Origin of the sequence: Amycolatopsis lexingtonensis, assembly GCF_014873755.1 — a bacterium.
Lineage (GTDB): Bacteria > Actinomycetota > Actinomycetes > Mycobacteriales > Pseudonocardiaceae > Amycolatopsis > Amycolatopsis lexingtonensis.
This window is the reverse complement of the sequence record NZ_JADBEG010000001.1, coordinates 9,903,710-9,924,411: the sequence shown is the minus strand read 5'-3', so window position 1 is coordinate 9,924,411 and position 20,702 is coordinate 9,903,710. Positions and strand designations below refer to the sequence as shown.

At 72.6% G+C, this 20,702-nt stretch carries 19 protein-coding genes; 2 read left to right on the top strand and 17 right to left on the bottom strand.

Annotation, left to right across the window (positions count from 1 at the left end):
• Nucleotides 1-56: 56 nt before the first annotated feature.
• A complete protein-coding gene (locus H4696_RS45975) occupies nucleotides 57-1,169 on the top strand; it encodes an epoxide hydrolase family protein (protein WP_086865568.1) in 1,113 nt (370 codons plus the stop codon).
• 402 nt (nucleotides 1,170-1,571) lie between these two features.
• Here the strand turns inward: H4696_RS45975 and H4696_RS45970 are convergent, their stop codons facing one another.
• The 6 genes from H4696_RS45970 to H4696_RS51005 all read right to left on the bottom strand — a co-directional run bounded on the left by H4696_RS45970 (nucleotide 1,572) and on the right by H4696_RS51005 (nucleotide 5,250).
• A complete protein-coding gene (locus H4696_RS45970; protein WP_086865567.1) occupies nucleotides 1,572-2,120 on the bottom strand; it encodes a carboxymuconolactone decarboxylase family protein in 549 nt (182 codons plus the stop codon).
• Nucleotides 2,092-2,544 carry a DUF6187 family protein gene (locus H4696_RS45965; protein WP_192782904.1) on the bottom strand — a complete coding sequence of 151 codons (453 nt, stop codon included), beginning with the start codon at nucleotides 2,542-2,544 and terminating at the stop codon, nucleotides 2,092-2,094. The genes H4696_RS45970 and H4696_RS45965 overlap by 29 nt, the downstream gene beginning before the upstream one ends.
• 11 nt (nucleotides 2,545-2,555) lie before the next feature.
• Nucleotides 2,556-3,884, bottom strand: a complete 1,329-nt coding sequence (locus tag H4696_RS45960) for an FAD/NAD(P)-binding protein (protein WP_086857193.1) — start codon at nucleotides 3,882-3,884, stop codon at nucleotides 2,556-2,558.
• A gap of 34 nt (nucleotides 3,885-3,918) precedes the next feature.
• Nucleotides 3,919-4,395, bottom strand: coding sequence for a DUF6423 family protein (locus tag H4696_RS45955; RefSeq protein WP_086857195.1), 477 nt, complete (start codon nucleotides 4,393-4,395; stop codon nucleotides 3,919-3,921).
• A 255-nt stretch (nucleotides 4,396-4,650) separates the two neighbouring features.
• Nucleotides 4,651-4,962 (bottom strand): DUF6235 family protein, encoded by a 312-nt coding sequence (locus H4696_RS45950; RefSeq protein ID WP_086857192.1) that lies wholly within the window; start codon nucleotides 4,960-4,962, stop codon nucleotides 4,651-4,653.
• 159 nt (nucleotides 4,963-5,121) lie between these two features.
• Nucleotides 5,122-5,250, bottom strand: coding sequence for a hypothetical protein (locus tag H4696_RS51005; RefSeq protein WP_264086340.1), 129 nt, complete (start codon nucleotides 5,248-5,250; stop codon nucleotides 5,122-5,124).
• A gap of 171 nt (nucleotides 5,251-5,421) precedes the next feature.
• On the opposite strand from H4696_RS51005, the gene H4696_RS45945 reads away from it, so the two are divergent.
• Nucleotides 5,422-5,670, top strand: a complete 249-nt coding sequence (locus tag H4696_RS45945) for a hypothetical protein (protein WP_086857191.1) — start codon at nucleotides 5,422-5,424, stop codon at nucleotides 5,668-5,670.
• A 188-nt stretch (nucleotides 5,671-5,858) separates the two neighbouring features.
• On the opposite strand, the gene H4696_RS45940 is transcribed toward H4696_RS45945, so the two are convergent.
• From H4696_RS45940 to H4696_RS45890, 11 genes are all read right to left on the bottom strand, one after another.
• Nucleotides 5,859-6,050, bottom strand: a complete 192-nt coding sequence (locus H4696_RS45940) for an acyl-CoA carboxylase epsilon subunit (RefSeq protein WP_086857190.1) — start codon at nucleotides 6,048-6,050, stop codon at nucleotides 5,859-5,861.
• Between the two features lie 9 nt (nucleotides 6,051-6,059).
• Nucleotides 6,060-7,772 carry an acyl-CoA carboxylase subunit beta gene (locus tag H4696_RS45935; RefSeq protein ID WP_086857189.1) on the bottom strand — a complete coding sequence of 571 codons (1,713 nt, stop codon included), beginning with the start codon at nucleotides 7,770-7,772 and terminating at the stop codon, nucleotides 6,060-6,062.
• Nucleotides 7,769-7,948: a DUF6222 family protein gene (locus H4696_RS45930; RefSeq protein WP_086857188.1), complete on the bottom strand. Its 180-nt coding sequence runs from the start codon at nucleotides 7,946-7,948 to the stop codon at nucleotides 7,769-7,771. The genes H4696_RS45935 and H4696_RS45930 overlap by 4 nt, the downstream gene beginning before the upstream one ends.
• Nucleotides 7,945-8,982, bottom strand: coding sequence for an NAD-dependent epimerase/dehydratase family protein (locus tag H4696_RS45925; protein ID WP_086857187.1), 1,038 nt, complete (start codon nucleotides 8,980-8,982; stop codon nucleotides 7,945-7,947). Before H4696_RS45925 ends, H4696_RS45930 begins: the two co-directional genes overlap by 4 nt.
• A gap of 13 nt (nucleotides 8,983-8,995) precedes the next feature.
• Nucleotides 8,996-9,571: a flavin reductase family protein gene (locus H4696_RS45920; protein ID WP_086857186.1), complete on the bottom strand. Its 576-nt coding sequence runs from the start codon at nucleotides 9,569-9,571 to the stop codon at nucleotides 8,996-8,998.
• Between the two features lies 1 nt (nucleotide 9,572).
• A complete protein-coding gene (locus H4696_RS45915) occupies nucleotides 9,573-10,025 on the bottom strand; it encodes an acyl-CoA thioesterase (protein WP_086857185.1) in 453 nt (150 codons plus the stop codon).
• 2 nt (nucleotides 10,026-10,027) lie between these two features.
• On the bottom strand, nucleotides 10,028-15,853 hold the full coding sequence (locus tag H4696_RS45910; protein ID WP_086857184.1) for a type I polyketide synthase: 5,826 nt from the start codon (nucleotides 15,851-15,853) through the stop codon (nucleotides 10,028-10,030).
• 246 nt (nucleotides 15,854-16,099) lie between these two features.
• Nucleotides 16,100-16,894: a TIGR03084 family metal-binding protein gene (locus H4696_RS45905; RefSeq protein WP_086857183.1), complete on the bottom strand. Its 795-nt coding sequence runs from the start codon at nucleotides 16,892-16,894 to the stop codon at nucleotides 16,100-16,102.
• 197 nt (nucleotides 16,895-17,091) lie between these two features.
• Complete coding sequence (locus H4696_RS45900) at nucleotides 17,092-18,153, bottom strand: carboxymuconolactone decarboxylase family protein (protein WP_192782903.1); 1,062 nt, start codon at nucleotides 18,151-18,153, stop codon at nucleotides 17,092-17,094.
• 303 nt (nucleotides 18,154-18,456) lie between these two features.
• Nucleotides 18,457-20,109: a GMC family oxidoreductase N-terminal domain-containing protein gene (locus tag H4696_RS45895; protein WP_086861808.1), complete on the bottom strand. Its 1,653-nt coding sequence runs from the start codon at nucleotides 20,107-20,109 to the stop codon at nucleotides 18,457-18,459.
• Nucleotides 20,106-20,675: a DUF5987 family protein gene (locus H4696_RS45890; RefSeq protein ID WP_086861807.1), complete on the bottom strand. Its 570-nt coding sequence runs from the start codon at nucleotides 20,673-20,675 to the stop codon at nucleotides 20,106-20,108. The genes H4696_RS45895 and H4696_RS45890 overlap by 4 nt, the downstream gene beginning before the upstream one ends.
• Between the last annotated feature and the right edge of the window lie 27 nt (nucleotides 20,676-20,702).

Sequence of the window (20,702 nt, the reverse complement as noted above, 5' to 3'; positions counted from 1 at the left end):
ACCGCGCCCGCGGCCGGGTCCGCGGCCGTGGTCACCACGAACGAAGGGCGAATCCCTTGCCTCAACCGGAACCGTTCCGCATCGCCGTGCCCGACGAGGACATCCAGGACCTCCGCGAGCGCCTCGCGCGCACGCGGCTCCCCGGCGACCTGGCCAACGACGGCTGGGAGTACGGGACCAACCAGGAATACCTGGCCGGGCTGCTGGCCGACTGGCGCGACAGCTACGACTGGCGCGCGCACGAGGCCGAGATGAACGCCTACGCGCATTACCGCGTCGAGCTGGACGGCCAGCCGGTGCACTACCTGCACGTCCCCGGCGACGGGAAGGTGCCGCTGCTGCTGATCGGCGGCTGGCCGTGGACGTTCTGGGACTTCAAGGAGGTCCTGCCGCACCTGGCCGGCCACGAAGTCGTGGTGGCGGACCTGCCGGGCTACGGCTTTTCGACGCCGCTGGCCCGCCCGGGCATCGGGTACGCCGAGACCGCCGACATGTACCACCGCCTGATGACCGAGGTGCTGGGCCACGAGCGCTACGGCGTCTACGGCTCGGACTGGGGCTCGATCATCGGCCAGCACCTGGCCCACCACCACCCGGAAGCGGTCGCCGGGCTGCACACCACGATGCCGTTCAGCCTCGAGGGCCCGATCCCCGAGGAGCTCTGGGCGGACGACGAGAAGGTGCGGCGCGCGGCGAACACGGCGTGGGCGCGCTACAGCAACGGCTACTTCGTGCTGCACACGACCCGGCCGCAGAGCATCGCCTACATCGGCGACTCGCCGGCGGCGACCGCGGCGTGGCTGGTCGAGAAGCTGCACGACTGGACCGACCACGACGGCGACTTCGAGACCGGGTACCCGCGCGACCGCGTCCTCACGACGCTTTCGCTGTTCTGGTTCACCAACTCGATGGGCAGCACCGCCCGGCTGTACGCGGAGAGCTTCCAGAAGCCGTGGACGCCGAAGAGCGACGCGCAGCCGCTGTTCAACGTCCCGACGGCGGTCGCGGCCTACCCGCGCGAACCCGCGGCCGTGCCGCGGAAGTGGGTGGAGAGCCGCTTCGACCTGCGCCGCTACACGGTGATGGAGCGCGGCGGCCACTACCCGGCCGTCGAGTCACCGGAGACGCTCGGGCGCGACATCGCGGAGTTCTTCGCCGAGCTGGCTTGAGCTCGGAGGACGCCTTCAGCGCACTCGCCGCGCTGAAGGCGTCCCAAGCTTCGGTTCACCGCGATGAAGTGGTCGCGACCGTAGAACCCGGAAGCCTCCGGGGTGAAGGTGAAGCTCGCCCGGCCATCCGGGCCCGGCGGAACCACGGTCGGGTTGTCCCAATCCTCGTAGACGTCGCCACGTAGCGGTCGTTGGGGCCGGAAGCCTGCGGCGTGCAGGAAACCGTCGCTGCCCCGCCGGGGTGGTCCGCCGCCACGAAGGTGCCCGCCGGATCGGCGTTCCCGTAGCAGAACCCGACCACCGCGGCGTCGCCGCCGGCGTCGAACGTGAACGAGCCCGGCATACCGGCACCGGGGTGCCAGGCACCGTCGTCGGCTACTCGGCCGAAGTCACGGCCGGGACTCACTCCTCGGGCAGGAACTTCGCGAGACCCGCGTAGCCGCTGTGCTTGAGCCGCTCGCCCGACAGCGACTTGTACTCGTCGTCGGCGCGGATGCCGAGGCCGTCGACCATGCGGTTCATGAAGTTGAACAGCGCGCAGACCAGCACGGCGTCGTGCAGCGCGCGCTCGTCCCAGCCGGCCGCGAACACCGCTTCGGCGTCGGCGTCGGTCATCCGGGACGGCGTCCGCGTCAGCTTGCCGACGTAGGCGAGCACCGGCTTCAGGCGGTCCTCGACCGGCGCGGAGTCCAGGTCGGTGAGCGCCGCGGTCAGCACGCCCGGCTCGACGCCGAAGGCCTCGGCGGTCACCGTGTGGATGCCGTGGCAGTACCCGCATTCGTTGACGCCGGAGACGTAGGCGGCGATCAGCTCCCGCTCCCCCGGCGTGAACGGCGAATCGCCGCGCAGCAGCACTTCGTGGAAGGCCAGCAGGTGCCGGGCGGGCTCGGGGTTGGCTTGGAAGACCTGCAGCAGCGTGGTCTCAGCCGGCAGGGACTTCAAGTACGACATCGGTGTCCTTTCGATCCGCGATCCGGTCGACGTCGGCGCGGCGGAGCACGCACGCCGTCAGGTAGGCCAGCGACGCGGCGCCCGCGCCGGGAACGGCCGCGGCGACCCGGGCCGAGGCCCGGTCCCACTCGCGCCGGAGTGAGCCCGGCGTCGACGTCGACGGCGGGGCGCCGAGCGCCGCGCGCAGGCTCCGCCACTGCTGCCTGCCCGTCTCCAGGAGCCCGGGCAGGCCGGCGTCCGGGACGCCGTGCCGGGCCTGGTCGACCACCTGGGTCACCAGCGCCGGGTCGTCCGCCAGGCGGGCCAGCCCGAGCCCGGCGAGCAGCCGGTCGGCCTCCAGGCCGAGCAGGATCACGCCGACCTCGGTGGCCGCGGGGGCGTCGACCTCGGGCAGCGCGAACCGGGTGTCTTCGCGGGCGTCCATCAGGTTCCTCCTCAGACCCCGACCGCGGTCTTCGCCGGCGCCGGGAGCTCGCCACCCCGCAGGACCTGGGCGATCGCCGCCGCCGCGCGGGTGGTCGCGACGCGGTGGCCGTCGATGTTGCGGGCCGCCGGGCCGAGGACCATCGCGGCCGCGGCGCCGACCACCGACACCCGTGGCGCGCGGACGTGGGCCAGGGTCCGTTCGTCCAGCTCGGGCCAGCCGTCGCGCACGGAAAGCGCTTCATCGGGCAGCAGGCCTTCGCCGATCGACGGGGTGGTGCCCAGCGCGAGCTGGACGTGGTCGGCGGCGATCCGGCCGCCGCCGACCAGGCGCACCACGGTCGTCCCGCCGACGCCCGGGCCGATGCTCTTGACCTCGGCGCCGCGGTGCACGACCAGCCGTCCCTCGGCCTGCGCGCGTTCGAGCAGGGGCCGGAACTCGAACATGATCGACGCCCGCCGGAACCGGCTCATCAGCTCGAGCCGCTCGGACCAGCCGACGCGGTTGAAGCGCAAGCGGCCTTCGGGGCGGAAGAACGAGGAGTTCACGTCGGCGCACTGGTAGCGCTCGCCGGTTTCGCGCACGACCCAGTGCACTTCGCGGCCTTCGTCGAGCGCGCCGGCGATCAGGTGGGCCGCGGTGAGCCCGGCGCCCACGACCGCCAGGCACCGCCCGCCGACCGGCACCGATTCGTCCCAATAGGACACTCCGGCCGGCGCGGAACCGCCGCCCCACCAGGAATCCGGCGCCTCCCGGCGCTCTTCGCCGAGGCACAGCACGACGTGCCGGGCGGTGACCGAGAACCGGTCGGCCCGCACGGTGACCGCGTCACCCTCCGGCACGACCTCGCGGACGCGCGCCTGCCAGGTCTTGCGGCCGATGTGGTGGCTGGCGATCAGGTGGTCGCAGTAGGCGTCGAAGACGTCGACGGGGACCACCGACCGGTGGCCCGCCTGCGACATCCGGATTTCGCGCCGTTCGACGGGGGTCAGCCGGCCCCAGTGCAGGCGCGCGAAGTCCAGGAGCTCGCAGTCGCGGTAGCCCTCGACCCCGGGGTGGTGCTCGTACGGGGACCGGAGGACGCGCTGGCCCAGCCGGTCGATCCGGCCGAAGAACCGGCCGCACGGGCGGCCGGTCCGGTCGGCGACGACGACGTCGCGGACGCCGTGGTGCCACAGCGCGGAAGCCACCGCGACACCGGCCGGGCCGGCCCCGACGACCACGACGTCCGCCGAGGAGGCGGGCAACGTGCCGCGGACCGGCGTCGGCACCGGGGGCCGGGGCCACTCACGACCGCGGGGCGAGTCCAGCAGGTGCGGCTCGGGCACGAACGAGATCATGTGCTCCCCAGCTCGATCGGGACCCGGCGGGTCGTCAGATGACGGTGACCGGGACGATCAGCTCGATCACGGGTCGCTGGTTCATGCCGTGCGCGACCAGCTCGTCGAGCGTCTGCTGGGACTGCTCGGCGCTGTCGGTCGGGATGGGGCTGTACCGGGAGTAGAAGTACGCCGGCTTGCGCCCGCCCGTCTCCATCGAATAGGCCTTGAGCACGGTCTCGCCCGGGCGCACCTCGCCGTCGTAGAACGTGAGGCGGCGCTGGTCCGGCGTCATGAAGCTCTTGGTGAACTGCGGCGACATCAGCAGGTCGTCGTCGAGGAACGTGGAGTCCTCGTCCAGCACGGCCTGCATGGCGACCCAGGTCTGGTCGGTCAGGTTGGTCTCCGCCTTGATCACGTGCCAGCGGCCCGGCTCGGGCAGGTTGACGCTGACCGAGACGTCGTGGTCGGTGGTGTCGACGGCGCCCGTGATCATGAGGACCCGGCGGCCGAGATCGGCAGTCCCGGTCATCTGGATGTCCCGCGCCCGGACGCGGCTGGAAACGTCAAGACCCGGCAGTTCCGGTGACGACATTGTGCTGCCTCCTCGTTATTCGCCCCAAAAATAACGTTCTGACCAGCGAACATATGAAGAGTTTCATACCGGGCGGGCCATAGTCAAGGTGTGAAACACATGCCGGGAGCAGGTGTTGTTGGGCCACCTACGCGGCGTTGTTCCGCCGCACGCGCACCCGCATTGCGCCATTCGGACCAGGAACTCCGCCGGTTACTCCGGGTTGACCGGGCTCGACTGGACCGGCGCGACGTCGACGTCGTCCTCGAGCGCGCCGACATAACGGATTTCGAAGGAAGATTCCGCGCGCTGCACCATGATTTTGAGGACGAGATTTGCTTTCACGACCACGACGAAATTGCGCGGGTTTTCCGCGTCGCCGAAAATGTCGTAAACGAGGAATGCCGAACCGTCGCCGACCGCGAACAGCGCTTCGTAGAGCGCGTTGCGCTGGGCCTGGGTCGCGGATTCAGCCCACTCCTCGAGGATCTCGAAGCCAGCGGTGAGCTGGAGGCGCAATGCCATTCGCCGGCCTCCCAACCGAACGTCCGCCGGTGCGCCCGGCCCACGCAGACGTGCATCGCGGACAGGCCACTGGCTCGCCCCGCCGGGAACCCCGTGACGCCCCGGCCGACCTCCAGTTTCCCGTGGCGGCCGGGACGTGGTCATCTTCGAAAGTGCGAGTCAGTTGTAGCCGAGCACGATGTGCTCACGCTCGTCCGTCTCCGGCTCGGGGTCCGGAACGGCGCTCAGGTGCCGCTCGGCCGGCTCGGCGGGCTGCTGGGGTTCGGCCGGAACCGCTGCTGCTGTCATGGCTTTCTCCTTCCGGTGGGACCGGTCCACGATGCGCCGGTGCGGTCGCGGATCGGATGTGCGCGAGTCACGTCCGGGTGGATGCGCACCGCACGAGTGGCGGCCGGGATCACGCGGGGAGTGCACTGGGATGACCAAGGTTTCACCCGGACCCCTCGAGCGAGGTGCCTCATGACCGATCACGAGACCCACCGGGGCGCCGCCGAGCGCCAGCGCACCTGCGCGGCCTGCGGCGGCGCGTTCGTCCCCGGCGAGCACACGGAGGTCGAGGTCCTCCTCGACGGAGTCGTGCGCTACGTGGCGGTGCACCCGGGGCACAGCACGTATTCCCCGGCCAGGGAGGGCGCGGTGGCGGCCCGGCTGCGGGAGCTGGCGAAGACCCACCAGGCGGAGGAAGAGCGCGACAGCCGAGCAGCCTGACCCGCTCCGGCAGCTTCGACGACTCACGCCGCGGCCCTCCGGCGGGCCCCACCGCCGCCGCCCGGACGTCTTGAATGAGTCATTCAGGTCTTCGGAGGTCCTGAATGACTCATTCAAGACCTTTGGTGAGCGGCCTGTCCCCGGAAGCGCTGAAGGGCACCCTCCTCGCATCACGAGGAAGGTGCCCTTCAGCGCGGCAAGCCCGACAGCCGCCAGGCGCCCGGGCGCCGGAAGAGCGGCTCCCCCGACCCCCGCGCCCGCCACCCGCCCACCTCGACGGCCGGCGAAGGCTGCGCACCCGCCGCCAGCAGCGTCAACGCCGCGACCAGCGCCGCCAGTTCCGCGTCGTCCGGCGTCCCCCGGACCACCCGCAAAACCATCCCAGCCCCCTAGATCGGCAGGTTCCCGTGCTTCCGGGACGGCCCCGGCTTCCGCTTGTCCCGCAGCATCGCCAGCCCGCGGGCCAGCGCCGCGCGGGTCTCCGCCGGGTCGATGATGTCGTCCACCAGGCCGCGCTCGGCCGCGTACTGCGGGTTCAGGTACTCCTCCGTGTACTCCGCCACCAGCTTGGCGCGCAACGCCGCCGGGTCCGGAGCCGCCGCCAGTTCGCGGCGGTGCAGGACGTTCACCGCGCCTTCCGCGCCCATCACCGCGATCTGGTTGGTCGGCCAGGCCAGCGACAGGTCGCAGCCGATCGACCGCGAGTCCATCACGATGTACGCGCCGCCGTAGGCCTTCCGCAGGATCACCTGGATCCGCGGGACCGTCGCCTCGCAGTACGCGTGCAGCAGCTGCGCGCCCTGGCGGATGATCCCGCTCCGCTCCTGCTCGACGCCCGGCAGGAAGCCCGGGACGTCGACCAGGCTCACCAGCGGGATGCCGAACGCGTCGCAGAACCGCACGAACCGGGCCGCCTTCTGGGAGGCCGGGCCGTCCAGGACGCCGGCGAACACCACCGGCTGGTTGCCGACCAGGCCGACCACGCGGCCGTCGATGCGGGCCAGCGCGCACAGCACGTTGCGGGCCCAGCCTTCGTGCAGCTCGAAGAACTCGCCGTCGTCGGCGATCTCCGCGAAGACGTCGCGCATGTCGTACGGCTGGTTCGGCTCGACCGGCACCAGTTCCGCCAGCCGGGGCCGGTAGTCGTCCTTCGCGCTGGACGAGCTCGCGTCCGGCGGCGGGTCCAGGTAGTTGCCCGGCAGCAGGGACACCAGGTAGCGGACGTCGGCGAGGCAGCTCTCCTCGTCGTCGTGCACGACCGTCGCCACCCCCGAATGGGTGCCGTGGACGTCGGCGCCGCCGAGCTCCTCGTGGGTCACGCGGCGGCCGGTCACCGCCTCGACGACGTCCGGGCCGGTCAGGTACATCCGCGCGGTGTCACGCACCATGAACGTGAAGTCGGCCAGCGCCGGCGAGTACGCCGCGCCGCCCGCGCACGGGCCCAGGATGACGCTGATCTGGGGGATCACCCCGGAAGCCTCGACCTGGCGGCGGAAGATGCCGCCATAACCGTTGAGCGCGAGCACGCCCTCCTGGATCCGGGCGCCGCCGCTGTCGTTGAGCCCGATCACCGGGGCGCCGTTGGCCACCGCGAGGTCGAGCACCTTGTGGATCTTGGCCGCGTGCGCCTCGCCGAGCGAGCCGCCGAACAGCGTGAAGTCCTGGGCGTAGACGAAGACGCGACGCCCGTCGATGGTGCCGGACCCCGCGACGACGCCGTCGGTGTACGGGCGGTTGCCCGCCAGCCCCGGCCCGCTCGCCTGGTGGCGGCGGTAGGGCTCGATCTCGGTGAACGAGTCCTCGTCGAGCAGCAGGGCCAGGCGCTCCCGCGCGGTCAGCTTGCCGAGCGAGTGCTGACGCCGCACCGCGTCGAGCTTGCCTTCGTGGATGTGCGCGCGGAGCTCGTCGCGGCGCCGCCTCAGCAGCGGCATGTCCGCGGGCTCCGCGCGCACCTGGTCGGCCGCCCTGGCCAGCTCGATGACCTGGGCGTCGCCGGGCTCCCCCGGCCGCGCGAGCCGGCGGCGGCCGGGCCGGGTCCCCTCGGGAACCGGCACCACCTCCGCGTCGGCCCGCTGGGCCCCGGATTCGCGGCCTCCGCTCACGCGGCATCCCTCATCCGTAGCTGCTGGTCGTGCTCGATCTCGGCGACGATGTCGGACCACACGATGCCGCGGCCGAGCCGGGGCATCGGGCGGACCGGCCACTCGGCGGGCACGTCCGGCACCACGGGCGGGGCCGCGGCCGACCGGGCGGCGTCGGTGGCATCGCTGGCGGTCATGGCAGAACCTCCTCGGTCGGGGCGCCGGCACCGGCGTCCACAGTGGACAGAAAACCCGGGGTGCCCGCCTGCCGGCCGGTCAGCCGCCCGGTGGCGTGCAGCCAGGCCACCGTGTCGCGCACGGTCTCGAGCGCCGGCCGCGCGGAAACGTCCCCGCGCGGCGCGCCCGGCTCGACGGGCACGGCGGTGGCGCAGACGTAGAGCGCGCCGTACTGCGCCGGGATGTGCCACGGCCAGGCGCGCTGCAGCAGGTCGGCGGCGTGGCCGACCGGGAACATCGCGCGCGCCGGGAGGAACACCGCGGGCAGCCGCCGTCCGGTCGCCGCGCGGACCACGGCGAGGTACTCGCGGGTGCTCAGGAAGTGCCCCGGCCCGAAGTACGCGGGACCCGGCGCCGCCGGTTCGAACAGCCGCGCGTGCAGCTCCGCCGAGTCGCGGACGTCGCCGATCGGCAGCCCGCCCGAGGGCCACATCGGCATCAGCCCGCGCAGCAGGTCCCGCAGCCGCGCGTTCTGGTCGCCCAGGTGCGGGTCGGCCGGGCCGAGCAGCGCGGGCGGGTAGGTGATCGTGACCGGCGCGCCGGCTTCCCGGTGGCCGCGGGCGATCCGGTCGGCTTCGGCCTTGGCCGCGAGGTAGGCCTCGCGCGGCGCGCCGACCGGGCTCGCCGTCCCGATCGACGGTGCGCCGGTCGGGAACAGCGCCCCGACGGTGGAGACGTGCACGATCCGCCCGGTGCCCGCGCGGCGGGCGGCGTCGAGCACGGTCGACGTGCCCTCGACGTTCACCCGCCACACCTCGGCCCGGCGCCGGCTGTCGAAGGTGTACACGCCCGCCGCGTGCAGCAGGGCGTCCGCCCCGTCGACGAGCCGGGCCACCGCACCGGGATCGGTGACGTCACCTTCGACGACGTCCACAGTGGACGGAACGCGACCGGGGTCACGGGCGAGCAGCCGCACCCGGTGACCCCGCCGCAGCAGCGCCGCGACCGTGTGGGTCCCGAGGAAGCCCGTCCCGCCCGTGACCGCGATCAGCATGTCGTCCGTCCCTTCAGGCCGCGCGGGCGCGCCCGTCGATCTGGTGGTAGCCGCCGCCGTAGAAGACCAGCGCGTGCTCGCCCTCGCCGCGGCTGGTTTCGACCACCCGGCCGAGGAAGATCGAGTGGTCACCGCCCTCGACGACCTGGGCGAGCTCGCACTCCAGCCACGCCAGCGCGCCCTTGAGCAGCGGCGAGCCGGTCTTGGCGCCGACGGTGTAGCCGACCGCTTCGAACTGGGCGATCCCGTCGGGACGGCGCCAGTCGGCGAAGTACTTCGACAGCTCCTGCTGGTCGGCCGAAAGGATGTTCACCCCGAACGAGCCGGCGGTCACGATCGAGGCGTGCATCCGCGCCGCCTTGGAGACGCAGCACAGCACCATCGGCGGTTCCAGCGACACCGACGAGAACGCGTTGGCGGTCATGCCGTGCGCGTCCTCCCCGCCCGCCGTCAGCACCGTCACCCCGGTCGCGAACTGCGCCATCACCTGGCGCAGCCCCGGCTGGGCCGACAGCCCGCGGCGGGCGGGCGAAGTCCGCAGCCGCTTGAGGACGTGAGCCCTCTCGGAAGGCTCTGCTTCGTAGCCCACGTCAGACTCCCTTGCCGTTGACCGCGGCCGTCGAGTAGGGCACCAGCGCCTCGCGCAGCTGCTCCGGGACCCGCGACGGCACGGTCGCCGTGTTGGGCCCGCGCATGCAGGCGATGCGCTGCCGTCCCCGGGCCACCAGGCGCTCCTCACCGTCGTCGGTGAGGTGCACGTAGTCGAACGCGAACTGGATCTGCGTCGAGGTGAGCTCCTCCAGCCGCAGCCGGATGGACAGCTCGTCGAACGCGGTGATCTCGGCGAAGAACTCGCACTCCACCTTGAGGGTGAACAGCTTGAGGTCGTGGCGGACCTCTTCGAGCACCGCCGGCGCCTTCTCCTTCAGGAACATCTCGCGGCACCGGCCCTGCCAGCGCACGTAGTTCACGTAGTAGACGTTGCCCACCAGGTTGGTCTCTTCGAAGCCGACCGTGTGGCGGATCTCGTAGTAGTCGGTCATCTTCAGTTCCCCTCTGCGTGGAGCACGGCGAACACGATCGGGTCGGTCCGGTCGTTGACGGTGGTCGACCAGGTGGCGATCCGGGCGTTGCCGGAGGCGAGCAGCGCCCACCCGTCGGCGTCGACCTGGCGGACGGTCAGCGCCTGGGTCATCAGCCCGGTCTTGCGCACGCACTCCAGCGCGCTCCAGACCCGGGTGTTGGCGACGCTGATCGGTTCCCCGGTGTCGGCGGCGAGCAGCCGGCCGAGGCCGAGCAGCTCCTCGCCGAGCAGGCCGGCCCAGTCCTCTTCGGTGCGTTCGATCGCCGTCTCGATGTCGCAGGCGACCTGGTCGGCGCCGGCGACCACGAGGGTCAGCTGGGAGGTGTGCGAAGCGCCGACGTTGCCGCCGTCGAACTCCGGCTTGCCGTCGGGGCGGTAGCGGACCTCGACCGGCTTGTCGAGCGCGCGGCCCGCCGCGAGCGCGGTCTGCGCCCGCCGTTCGGCGATGCCTTCCGCCGGGCGCCCGGCCGGGTCCGGCTCGAGCACGACCGACCGCGTCCCGCCGAGCAGCCGCTCACAGGCACGCTCCACATAGGACCCGAGCATCGACGGGACCCACGGGCCGGCGCCGTCGCGCTTGCGGACCGCGCGCAGCTTCAGCCCTTCCCAGCGCTCGACCAGCGTGCCGTCCGGGTTGCGGACGTCGAGGTCGTAGACGTAGCTGTCGCCGTCCTGGAAGCGTTCCTTCGCGTCCAGCAGGACGTACTCGTCGTGCTGGACACCCGGCTCGGCCAGGTACAGCTTCTCGATGCCCTGCGGCAGCAGCGTCGCGTCCGGGACGCAGCACTGGATCGCGTGCATCATCGCGTCCCGCGTGCCGGGGTCGGCCAGCAGCCGCTCCTGCGGGAGGAACGGGGCGAACCAGTAGTGGTCCGCGCTCGTCGCGATCTCGGCGACGGCGTGCCGGGCGCTCGCCCGCCGGTAGCCGAGGACCCGCTGGAACCGCTTGCCCTGGAACAGGACCGAGCCGTACAGCTCGCTGATCGGCTCCACCGGGACCGGCGGCAGTTCGACGTCGCGGGGCACCCGCTCGCCGAGTTCCTCCGGCCGCGCGAAGCTCAGCCGCGCCCGGAAGTGGTCGGCGCTGAAGCCCGTCTCGTCACTGCGGATCACGACGTCGACGGTGTCGGCGTCGCGGGCCAGCGTGGCCAGCCGGACCGTGGTCGACCCGCCGGGCGAGACGATGATCGGCCGGAGGAACTCGACGTCGGACAGCACCGGGGTGCCGGTGCGGTCGAGCGTCGCCGCCGCGGCCTGCGTCATGGCCTCCATGCCGAGCACCGCCGGGAACAGCAGCTGCCCGTCGAGCAGGTGGTCGGTCAGGTACGGGTCGGCCCCGTCGGACAGGTCCGCCTCGGTGATCAGCTCGACGCCCGGGTAGTGCACGACCGCGCGGTCGACGAACCGGGTCAGCGGCAGCTCCCGCTTCTGGATCGGCAGCGTGGCCAGGCCCGACGTGCGGCCGCAGACCACCAGCACCGGCGGCGCGGCCGGGTCGGCCAGCACCTGGCGGAGGATGGTGATGCCCTCCTCGGTCGGGATCGGCGTGATGCCGTCGCGCATCAGGGCGCTGACCACGCCGAGCTTCTCGCCCATGCCGGTGCCCGACCAGACCGACCACTCCAGCGCGATCGCCCGCGCCTGCGGGTGCTCCTGGCCGAAGCGCAGGGTCAGCTCGGTCATCCAGTCGTTCGCCGTGGCGTAGTGCGCTTCACCGCGCAGGCCCGCCCGGCCGATGATGCTGCCGAAGGTGACCAGCAGCTTGATCTTGTCCTGGTCGACCGCGTTCAGCACCGCGTTGAGCCCGCCGATCTTCGGCGCGAGCGTCTTGCGGAAGCTGTCCTCGGTCAGGGAGAACAGGGCGGCCGGCTCGTTGCGGCCGGCGCCGTGCAGGACCGCGGTGACCGGGCCGAGGTCGGCCTCGATCCGCGCGACCACCTCGGCCACCTGCGGGGCGCTGGTGACGTCGGCGCGCTCGTAGCGGTAGCGGATGCCCGCCGCCTCCATGCGGTCGAGGTTCTCCGCCAGCTCGCTGTCGGACTCGGGGTCGCTGCGCCCGAGCAGGGCCAGCCGCGCGCCGGAGTCCTTGGCCAGCGCGAGTGCGCTCTCCGCCGTGATGCCCTTGCCGCCACCGGTGACGAGCAGGACGTCGGTGGCGTCCAGCGAGTCCTGGATCGGGCCGGGCTTCGGCGCCGCCAGCGCGGACAGCCGCGGCACGGTGCGCCCGCCGTCGGCGCCGTAGCGCGCTTCGGTGAAGTCCGTGGTCGCGGCGACCTCGGCCACCACCGTGGAGACGGCCGACGCGATGGCGTCCTCGTCCGAGGGCGTCGGGTCCGCGAAGTCGATGATCGTCGTCTTCGCCGACGGGTCCTCGAGCCGCAGGGTGCGGGCCAGGCCGGCCGCGCCGTAGCCGTGGTGCACGACCACGAAGCGCGTGCCGTTGGGTGCGGCCATGACCGCGCGGCCGGCGTCGAGGAACAGGCCGACGTGGCTCGAGTCGCAGTCCGCCGGCAGGACGAGCAGGACGCCGTCGCCGACGCCCGCCTTCGCCAGGGCCGCCTTCGCCGGCTCGGCCAGCGGGTGGCGCGGGGTCGCGAAGACCTGCCACTCGGCCTGCCCAGCGCCCGGCGTGAGGTCCGCCTTCGGCCGCGGCGCGGGCACGTACTCGACCGCGAACGGCCGGACCCACGGACCGACACCCGGGGCCTCGCCGGCTCCCTGGTCACTCGGCTTGGCCGTCTGCGCCAGCTCGTCGATCATCTCGGCGAGCTCACCGAGGCACACCGTCGCGAAGTTCGGCATGCCTTCCAGCGCGGGACGGCCCAGCGCCCGGGTGACGTCGTTGACCAGCTGCCCGACCGTGATCGACGACAGGTGCAGGTCGTCGAGCGGGTGGGTGTCGGCGGTGACGGCTTCCAGCGGCAGCTCGACGCGCTCGGCGGCGAGCTTGCGCAGCAGGTCCAGCGTGGAGCCGGACTCGCTGTCGGCGGCACCGGCGTCGGCCTCGGCGGCTTGCGCCTTCTCCGCGGCCAGCTCGGCGGCGAGCTCGCTGTCGATCGACGGCGCCGCCTCGCACGGGCTGGCCAGGAAGTTGAACACGCCGTCGGCGGGCAGGGCGCGCACGACGCGGCCCTCGAACAGCGCGTCCACCGACAGGTCGGCGCCGAGTGCGAACGCCGCGCCGACGACCCGCAGCAGCGCCTGCAGCGACGCGTTGTCCGTGTCGATCGCGAGCACCGGGGTCTCCGGCGCGATCTCCTCGAACAGCCCGGTCAGCACCCGGCCCGGCCCGACCTCGACCACCAGGTCGCTGCGCTCGGCCACCTTGGCGGCGGCTTCGCGGAAGCGGACCGGCAGCACGATCTGGTCGCGCAGCAGCTCGGCCAGGTTCTCGGCGGCGTGCAGGACGTCGCCGCTCACGGTGGAAACGACCGGCCGCTCCAGGCGGGAGAAGGAGAACTCGCCCAGCTTCTCGGTCATCGCGTTCGCGGCGGGTTCGACCGCCGGCGAGTGGAAGGCGTGCGAGACCTTGATCCGGGTCGCGCCGACGCCCTGCGCCTTGGCCCGGGCGACGATCTTGTCGATCGCCGGGGCGGGTCCGGAGATGACGGTCTGCTCGGGCGCGTTGTAGCCGGCGATGACGACGTCCGAGCCGAGGCCCAGTTCCTCCACCCGGCTCGGCGAAGCGGCGATGCCGGCCATCGCGCCGGTGCCGTCGCCGGTCGTCGTGGCCATCACCTTGCCGCGGACCTTCGCCAGCGCCAGCAGCCCGCGCTCGTCGAGCGCGCCGCCCCAGTGCAGGGCGGTCAGCTCGCCGAGGCTGTGGCCGGTGGCCGTCGACGCCTCGATGCCGAACGAGCGCAGCACGCGCAGCGCGGCCAGCGAGCCGGTGACGATCCGGGGCTGCGCCACCTCGGTGGCGACCTGGTCGCCGGTGGCCGGCAGCCCGGCGGCGCGGTAGATCTCCTCGGCCGTGGTGAACCGGCGGCGCAGCGCGCTGTCGCCGCCACGACCGGAACCCTGGCCGGGGAACAGGTAGCCGATCTTCGGCGCGGTGCCGCGGCTGCTCGCGAAGATGCCGTCGGCGCTGTCGAAGACCGCGTCACCCGAGTCGAGCTGCTCCAGCAGCTTCGTCAGCTTCCGCTCGGCGTGCTCGGGGTTGGCCGCGACGACCGCGGCGCGCACCGGCTTGCCCGAAAGCTCCTTCGCCAGCGAGGCGGCGAGGTCGGTCAGCTCGGCGAACGAGAGCTTCGGCACGGTTTCCAGCACCGCGGCGACGTTCCCGCGCAGGGTGGCGAGGTCGTCGGCGTCGAACAGCAGCAGTTCGGCGTCCTGGCGGCCGGCGACCAGCGTGCGGGCCCGCTCGTCGAGCTCGCGGCGCCGCGGCGCGGTCGGCGCCTCGGTGACGGTGATGTGGGAGTTGATGCCGCCGAAGCCCATCGCGGAAACACCCGCGCGGACCGGCTGGTCCTCCGGCCACAGCGTCGCTTCGCGCGGGACGTACATCCGCGCCGAGGACCCGGTGAGCGACTCGTGCGGGTCGTGGTGGCCGGTGGCCGGCGGGATGACCTGGTGGTACACCGCCAGCGTCGCCTTGATCAGGCCGGCGACACCCGCCGCGGCCTTCGTGTGGCCGATGTTGCCCTTGATCGTCGACAGCGCGGCCTGCTTGGCCAGCGGGTCGGCGTCGCGGCGGGCGGTGGACAGCGCCTCGATCTCGGTGGCGTCGCCCAGCGCCGTGCCGGTGCCGTGGCCCTCGAAGTAGGAGACGGTCTCGACGCCGTAGCCCGCACGGTCGTAGGCCCGCTTGATGGCCAGCCGGTGCCCGGCCGCCTCGGGCCGGGTGATGCCGCCCTTGCCGTCGGAGGAGACGCCCCAGCCGCCGATCGACGCGTAGATCCGCTTGCCCTGCTCCAGCGCGTCGCTCTCGCGCATCAGGACCAGCATGCCCGAGCCCTCGCCGGGCCAGAAGCCGTTGGAGTCGGCGTCGTAGACCTTCATCTCGCGCTTGGCCAGCGCGCCGGTCTTGGCGAAGCCGATGACCTCGAACGGGTCGATCGACAGGTCGACACCGCCGGCGATGGCGAGGTCCAGGTCGCCCTGGACGAGCGCGTTGGCCGCGGTGACCACCGAAAGCAGCGAGGACGAGCAGGCGCCGTCGACGGTGTACCCGCCGCCGGCGAAGTCGAAGTGGTTGCAGACGCGGCCGGCGATGGTGTTCGCCAGGCCACCGGCGAGGGTGTCCTCGTTGATCTCCGGGAACGGCTCCTTGTACTGGACTTCGAGTTCCCGCAGGAAGTTCGCGGTCTCCTCGTCCTCCCAGCCGCGGGAGCTCAGCGCCGCCGCGACCGTGCGGCGCACGTACGGCCAGCGCAGCCGCATGATGTTGGCGCGGGAGAACTCGCCGGTGAGGCTGTTGCCGATGACGACGCCGGTGCTCTGCCTCGGGGCGCCGTCGCCTTCATCGAACCCGGCGTCGGCGAGCGCCTGCGCGGCGACGTCGAGGGCGAGCCAGTGCGTCGTGTCGGTCGCCCGGAAGGTGCTCCCGGCGACCTTGTGCGCCACCCGGTCGAATTCGTAGTCCCGCAGCACGGCCGCTTTCTGCGCGTAGAAGCGGTCCGGCGCCTTCGGGTCGGGCGAGTAGTAGTCCGCCCGGTTCATCCGCTCGTCCGGCAGCCTGCGGAACGCCCGGCGCCCGGCCAGCACGTTTTCCCAGAGCTCCTCCGGAGAACTCGCGTCGGGGTACCGGAGACCGATACCGACGATCGAAATCCGCTCTACGCTCATGCCACCGCACTCCCACTGGCTCTCGAGCCCCGTATCACCGGGACCATCAGGTCCCCGCTGTCTCCGGTGCGGGGCTCGCGCCCCGCCGCCGGTCTGTCTCCTCGGGCGGAACGCCGCCCGGTGCCCGTCCGCCGGGCCGTGAAGTCCAGCATCTCCCGGCCGGTGCGGACCGTCTTCTCTCTCCCTGCCCGCGGCGTGCACGTCAGCACGCTGGGACAAGGGACCCACACCGTCTACAATGGATTTTCAGGCGCCGAACTGGCCGGGCTTGCGGCCCTGGCCCGCCGGTCCGCGGTAGGCCTGGGCGATGTCGAGCCACTGGTCCGCCAGCGTGCCCTGCGCCCGCACGTCGAGGTCGTAGCGGTGCCGCCGCCGGGTGACCAGCAGGCAGAAGTCCGCCGCGCTGCCGGTGACCCGCTGGGTCGCGTCCTCGGGCCCGAACGTCCAGAGCGCGCCCGAGGGCGCGGTGAGCTCGAACCGGAACTCCTCCGCCGGCGGCTTCAGGTTCCGCGCCTCGTAGCCGAAGTCCCGGACGCGCACGGCGAACCCGACCAGGTGCTTGATCCGGTCGGTCCGCTCGCGGCGCACGCCGAGCGCGTCGGCGATGTCCTGGCCGTGGCCGAAGGCCTCCATCATCCCGGCGCACGCCAGCACGTACGGCGGCAGCGGGTTGACCAGCCACGGCACCAGCTGGTCGCCGGGCACGGCCGCGAGGGCCTTGATCCCCGCGTCCCGCTCGGCGCGCCAGCGCGTCAGCAGCACCTCGGCCGGGTCGTGGACGTAGTCCTCCAGCGCGGCGTTCACCGCGGCCTCGAAGCCGCCCTTGAGCGACTTCGTCATGGCGACGAAGGCTTCCGGCTGCGCGGCCGAGAGGCCGGCGATGCGGAAGATGAACGCGAGGTGCCCGATCTGGTGCCGGACCGGCCACCCCGGCGCCGGGGTGGGGGTGTCCCACTCGGCCTCGGAAAGGCCGGCGACGAGCGCGTCCACCTCGGCGGCCTCCGCGGTCAGGTCGGCGATCACGCCCGTGGTGTCAGTCACCTGTCAGTCCTCTCACCGATGCGACGTCTTCTCGTGAGCCGGCGGCCGCCGCGACGGGGGCGGGGGTAAGGGCGCCACCGCGCGGCGACCGCCGGTCTGCGCAGATCGGCTGCCGCGCGGGGCGGCGACGCGGTCCCGGGCAATTCGTCTGTGTCCCGGTGCTGCGCGCCCCGGCGGGCGATCTGACCTCCCGATCATCACCCGCGCCGACCTGCAGGGTCTTCTCTTGGCGGGCGGAGCGGCAGGCGCTCACCGGCGGCCACGGCCGCCGTGAAAGCGGCCCACGACACCAGCTCCACCAGGCCCCGATCGGCGGCGCCGAGCGCGGCGACGTCGTCGGCCCCGACCTGGTACGCGGCCTTGGCGGTGAGCAGCGCCAGCCGTCCCGCGGCGCGTTCTTCGGCGGGCAGTTCGGCGAGCACCGGCTCGACCCAGGCGCGGCTGAGCCCCGGCGGTTTCCCGTCCCAGGCCTTGACTTCCCGGCGGACGAGGTCCCGCACGCGGCCGGGCACCGAGCGCTCCCCGGCGGCTTCCACGGCCGCGGCGGCCCGCGCGAAGGCGTCGGACAGCGTGTCCCCCGGCACGGCCCAGTCCGGCCCGTCCCCGGCCGCGGCGGGCAGCAGTTCCAGCGCCCGCCCGGCGGCCGGCGGCTCACCGGGCTTGAGCAGGAACCCCAGCACCGCCTTGGCTTTCGCGCGCGCCTGCGGCGGCACGTTCTCCGGCAGCGGCGAGGGGCCGAGGAACACGCTCACGACCCGGTTGAGGTAGTGGAACGCGACGGCGACCCCGGTGAACTCGGCGGCGGTGCCGGCCGGGACGTCCGCGGGCAGCGCACCCTCGCCCCGCGCCCACGCCGCGAGCGCCCGCGTGTCGCGATCGGGGATGGCCCCGACGTCCCCGGTCTCGATCGCCGCGGCGGCGGCCGGATCGCCCAGCGAACCGAGCGCCATCCCGTGCACCTCGACACAGTAGGGGCAGTCGTTGGCGGCGGAAACGGCGGCCGCGACGACCTCCTTGTCCGCCCGGCTCGCGGACCCGCCCGCCACCAGCGACTCCCGCAGCACCAGCCACGCCGCGGCGAGCGCCTCCGGCGAAGCCGAGTGCAACGCCATCGGCGGGGCGAGCATCCCGAAGTCCCGCTCGACCTGCCGGTAGACGGCCTTCACGAGCCCCCGCGCCCGCCGCGGGCGCACGACCTCGACGTACTTCACGTCCCGCAGCGTCCGCCGCAGCGCGATCCTGACCAGACCCGGAGCCATGGTCCCTCCTCCTGAAGCTGTTCTGCCGATCCGGCGCCCCGCGGGCCAGATGTGGGCAACATCCCCTTCAGCGCCCGTGGCCGGGCGGCCGGACGGCTTCCGAAACGCCGAACTCGCGCACCCGGACGAGTGCGCGAGTTCGGGGGCAGTGGTTCAGTTGCCGGCGACGGGGAAAGCGCCCCAATGTGGCGTTCGGTGCGTCTGACGCACCGAACGCCACATTGGGTGCGTGGCCCGGCTCCCGACCGGCACGATCCGGACCGGAAGGGTCGCGAATGAGTCATTCGGGACCTCCGCCGTGGTTCAGTTGCCGGCGACCAGGTCCAGTTTGGACACCGCACGCCGTCCGGTGATCGAGCCGTCCGGGGCCGGGGCGCCGTACTTGACGTCGACGCCGCGGGACTGCAGTTCCCGGACGATGCCCGGGATCGAGCGCTCGGCGAGCGCGGCGATGGTCATCGCCGGGTTGACCGTGAGCGCGCCCGGCACCGACGCGCTGTCGGTGACGAAGATGCCCGGGTGGTTGCGCAGCTCGTGGTTCGGGTGCAGCGCGGACGTCGCCGGGTCGTCGCCGATCCGGCAGGACGCCAGCGGGTGCACGGTGTACGCCCCGACGACGTCGTTGGTCCACGGCGAGACCTTCGCCAGGCCGTCCTTCTCGATGATCGCCTTGCAGTCGGCGTCGGCGAGCGCCCAGCCCCGGCGGGTGTTCTCCGTCGGGTCGTAGCGCAGCGGGCCGCGGCCGAGCATCTGCTGCGAGATGCGGTAGGCGTTGCCGGTCGGCGGCGGGGTGCCGAAGACGCCTTCGTTGTCGTCCTCGGTCATCAGGAAGATCGTGAGCCAGTTGGCCCACTGCTTGAGGATCTCCTTCTTCTCCGCCCCGTACCAGCGCGGCTCCTCGCCGCCGGGCACCTGCGCGAGGATCGTGCCCAGCCCCGGCGGGAAGTAGAGCTGCTCCAGCGAGTACCGCTCGTACTCCGGCAGCGACCCGTCGAGCTTGTCCCAGTTCGCGACCGTCGGTCCCTTGCCGATGTGGTTGGCCGAGTAGACCGGACCGTCCTCACGGGACAGTCCGAGCACCTCGCGGACGCGGTCCTCGTCGATGATCGCGGTGTTGAGCCGCTCGCCGTTGCCGGAGAAGTAGCGGCCGACGCCGTGCGGCATCTCGCCCAGCGCCGCCTCCGAGCGCTGCAGGATCACCGGGGTCGCGCCGGCGCCCGCGGCGATGATGACGACCTTCGCCTCGATCACGCCGGTGCCGGTGTGCACCCGGTAGTCCTCTTCGTCCACGATGTCGAAGTGGACGCGGTAGCTGCCGTCCTCGGTGCGCTCCAGGCGCTGGACCTCGTGCAGCGGCCGGATCTCGGCGCCGTGCGAAAGGGCCGCGGGCAGGTAGTTCGTCAGCATCGACCGCTTGGCGTCGAACTTGCAGCCCGCCATCATGAAGTTGCAGTTGACGCAGGTGTCGTTGTCCACCGCGACCGGCGCCGGGTTGGCCGTGCGGCCCGAGTGGTTGCAGGCCGCGGCCCACAGCCCACCGGCGTAGGAGACGTCACTCCAGTCCTGTTTGGACACCGGGATCGACTCGTCGACGCGGTCGTACCACGGCTCCAGCGAGTCGCGGGAGATCACGGACGGCCACATCCGGCGCCCGATGCTGCCGTGGCGCTCGAAGACGAAGCGGGGCGCGCGCGGCATCGCGGCGAAGTACACCACGCTGCCACCGCCGACGCAGTTGCCGCCCAGCACGCTCATCCCGTCGCCGACGACGAAGTCGAACGCGCGGGTGTAGGACGAGCCGAGCAGGTAGTCGTGCTCGAAGTCGGCCGCGGCCAGCCACGGCCCGCGCTCCAGCACGGTCACCTTCGCCCCGCCGGCGGCGAGGTGGTAGGCCGGGATCGAACCGCCGAAACCGCTCCCGACGATGACGACGTCGGTCTTGTCGATGGCGCTCATGCGGGGCTCCCGGAAGGCGTCGTGTCGGGGTGGAGTTCGGCCAGCTTGCGGCCGTAGCCGTACTTCGGGAACCGCCAGAACCCGTCCGCGTCCGGCGCGGTGTAGCCCAGCGCCAGCAGCCCGGGGTGCCCCTCACGGATGGCTTCGGCGGTGTGCTTGTGCGCGGCGCTGTCGAAGGCCATGTTGCAGAACAGCGCGAGGCTGACCCAGCCGTCCTTCTCCGGGTGCCCCGGCGTGGTCAGCCGGTGCACGAGCTCGCGGCGGTGCTCGTAGGGCAGCGCGACGAACGGGGCGACGTCGTGGTCGAGCTCCAGCTCCACCTCACCCGCGTAGGCCTTCGCGTGGTCGTTGAGCGACTGCGCGAGGTAGGGCAGGCCGGCCGTGACGCCGGTCGCGTCGAAGTTCAGCAGCTCGAGCGCGCCCGCGGCGACCGAGCCGGGACCGGGCGCGGCCCCGGCGACCGCCCGGTCGCCGTCGAACCGCTTCTCCCCGGGCACGATGGTGTCCGCGTACGCCTCGAGAGTCATGTTCATGACGCGTTCTTCTTCGGTGGCCTCGGGTTGCACCGGCCTACCTCCTCATCGAATGTCTAC

What these genes read in the sequence shown, in the direction of transcription:
- H4696_RS51005 (WP_264086340.1), bottom strand. Translation starts at nt 5,250, where the DNA reads ATGACAGCAGCAGCGGTTCCGGCCGAACCCCAGCAGCCCGCCGAGCCG.
- H4696_RS45910 (WP_086857184.1), bottom strand. Translation starts at nt 15,853, where the DNA reads ATGAGCGTAGAGCGGATTTCGATCGTCGGTATCGGTCTCCGGTACCCC.
- H4696_RS45895 (WP_086861808.1), bottom strand. Translation starts at nt 20,109, where the DNA reads ATGAGCGCCATCGACAAGACCGACGTCGTCATCGTCGGGAGCGGTTTC.
- H4696_RS45950 (WP_086857192.1), bottom strand. Translation starts at nt 4,962, where the DNA reads ATGGCATTGCGCCTCCAGCTCACCGCTGGCTTCGAGATCCTCGAGGAG.
- H4696_RS45960 (WP_086857193.1), bottom strand. Translation starts at nt 3,884, where the DNA reads ATGATCTCGTTCGTGCCCGAGCCGCACCTGCTGGACTCGCCCCGCGGT.
- H4696_RS45970 (WP_086865567.1), bottom strand. Translation starts at nt 2,120, where the DNA reads ATGTCGTACTTGAAGTCCCTGCCGGCTGAGACCACGCTGCTGCAGGTC.
- H4696_RS45955 (WP_086857195.1), bottom strand. Translation starts at nt 4,395, where the DNA reads ATGACCGGGACTGCCGATCTCGGCCGCCGGGTCCTCATGATCACGGGC.
- H4696_RS45940 (WP_086857190.1), bottom strand. Translation starts at nt 6,050, where the DNA reads ATGGTTTTGCGGGTGGTCCGGGGGACGCCGGACGACGCGGAACTGGCG.
- H4696_RS45915 (WP_086857185.1), bottom strand. Translation starts at nt 10,025, where the DNA reads ATGACCGACTACTACGAGATCCGCCACACGGTCGGCTTCGAAGAGACC.
- H4696_RS45945 (WP_086857191.1), top strand. Translation starts at nt 5,422, where the DNA reads ATGACCGATCACGAGACCCACCGGGGCGCCGCCGAGCGCCAGCGCACC.
- H4696_RS45900 (WP_192782903.1), bottom strand. Translation starts at nt 18,153, where the DNA reads ATGGCTCCGGGTCTGGTCAGGATCGCGCTGCGGCGGACGCTGCGGGAC.
- H4696_RS45925 (WP_086857187.1), bottom strand. Translation starts at nt 8,982, where the DNA reads ATGCTGATCGCGGTCACGGGCGGGACGGGCTTCCTCGGGACCCACACG.
- H4696_RS45965 (WP_192782904.1), bottom strand. Translation starts at nt 2,544, where the DNA reads ATGGACGCCCGCGAAGACACCCGGTTCGCGCTGCCCGAGGTCGACGCC.
- H4696_RS45930 (WP_086857188.1), bottom strand. Translation starts at nt 7,948, where the DNA reads ATGACCGCCAGCGATGCCACCGACGCCGCCCGGTCGGCCGCGGCCCCG.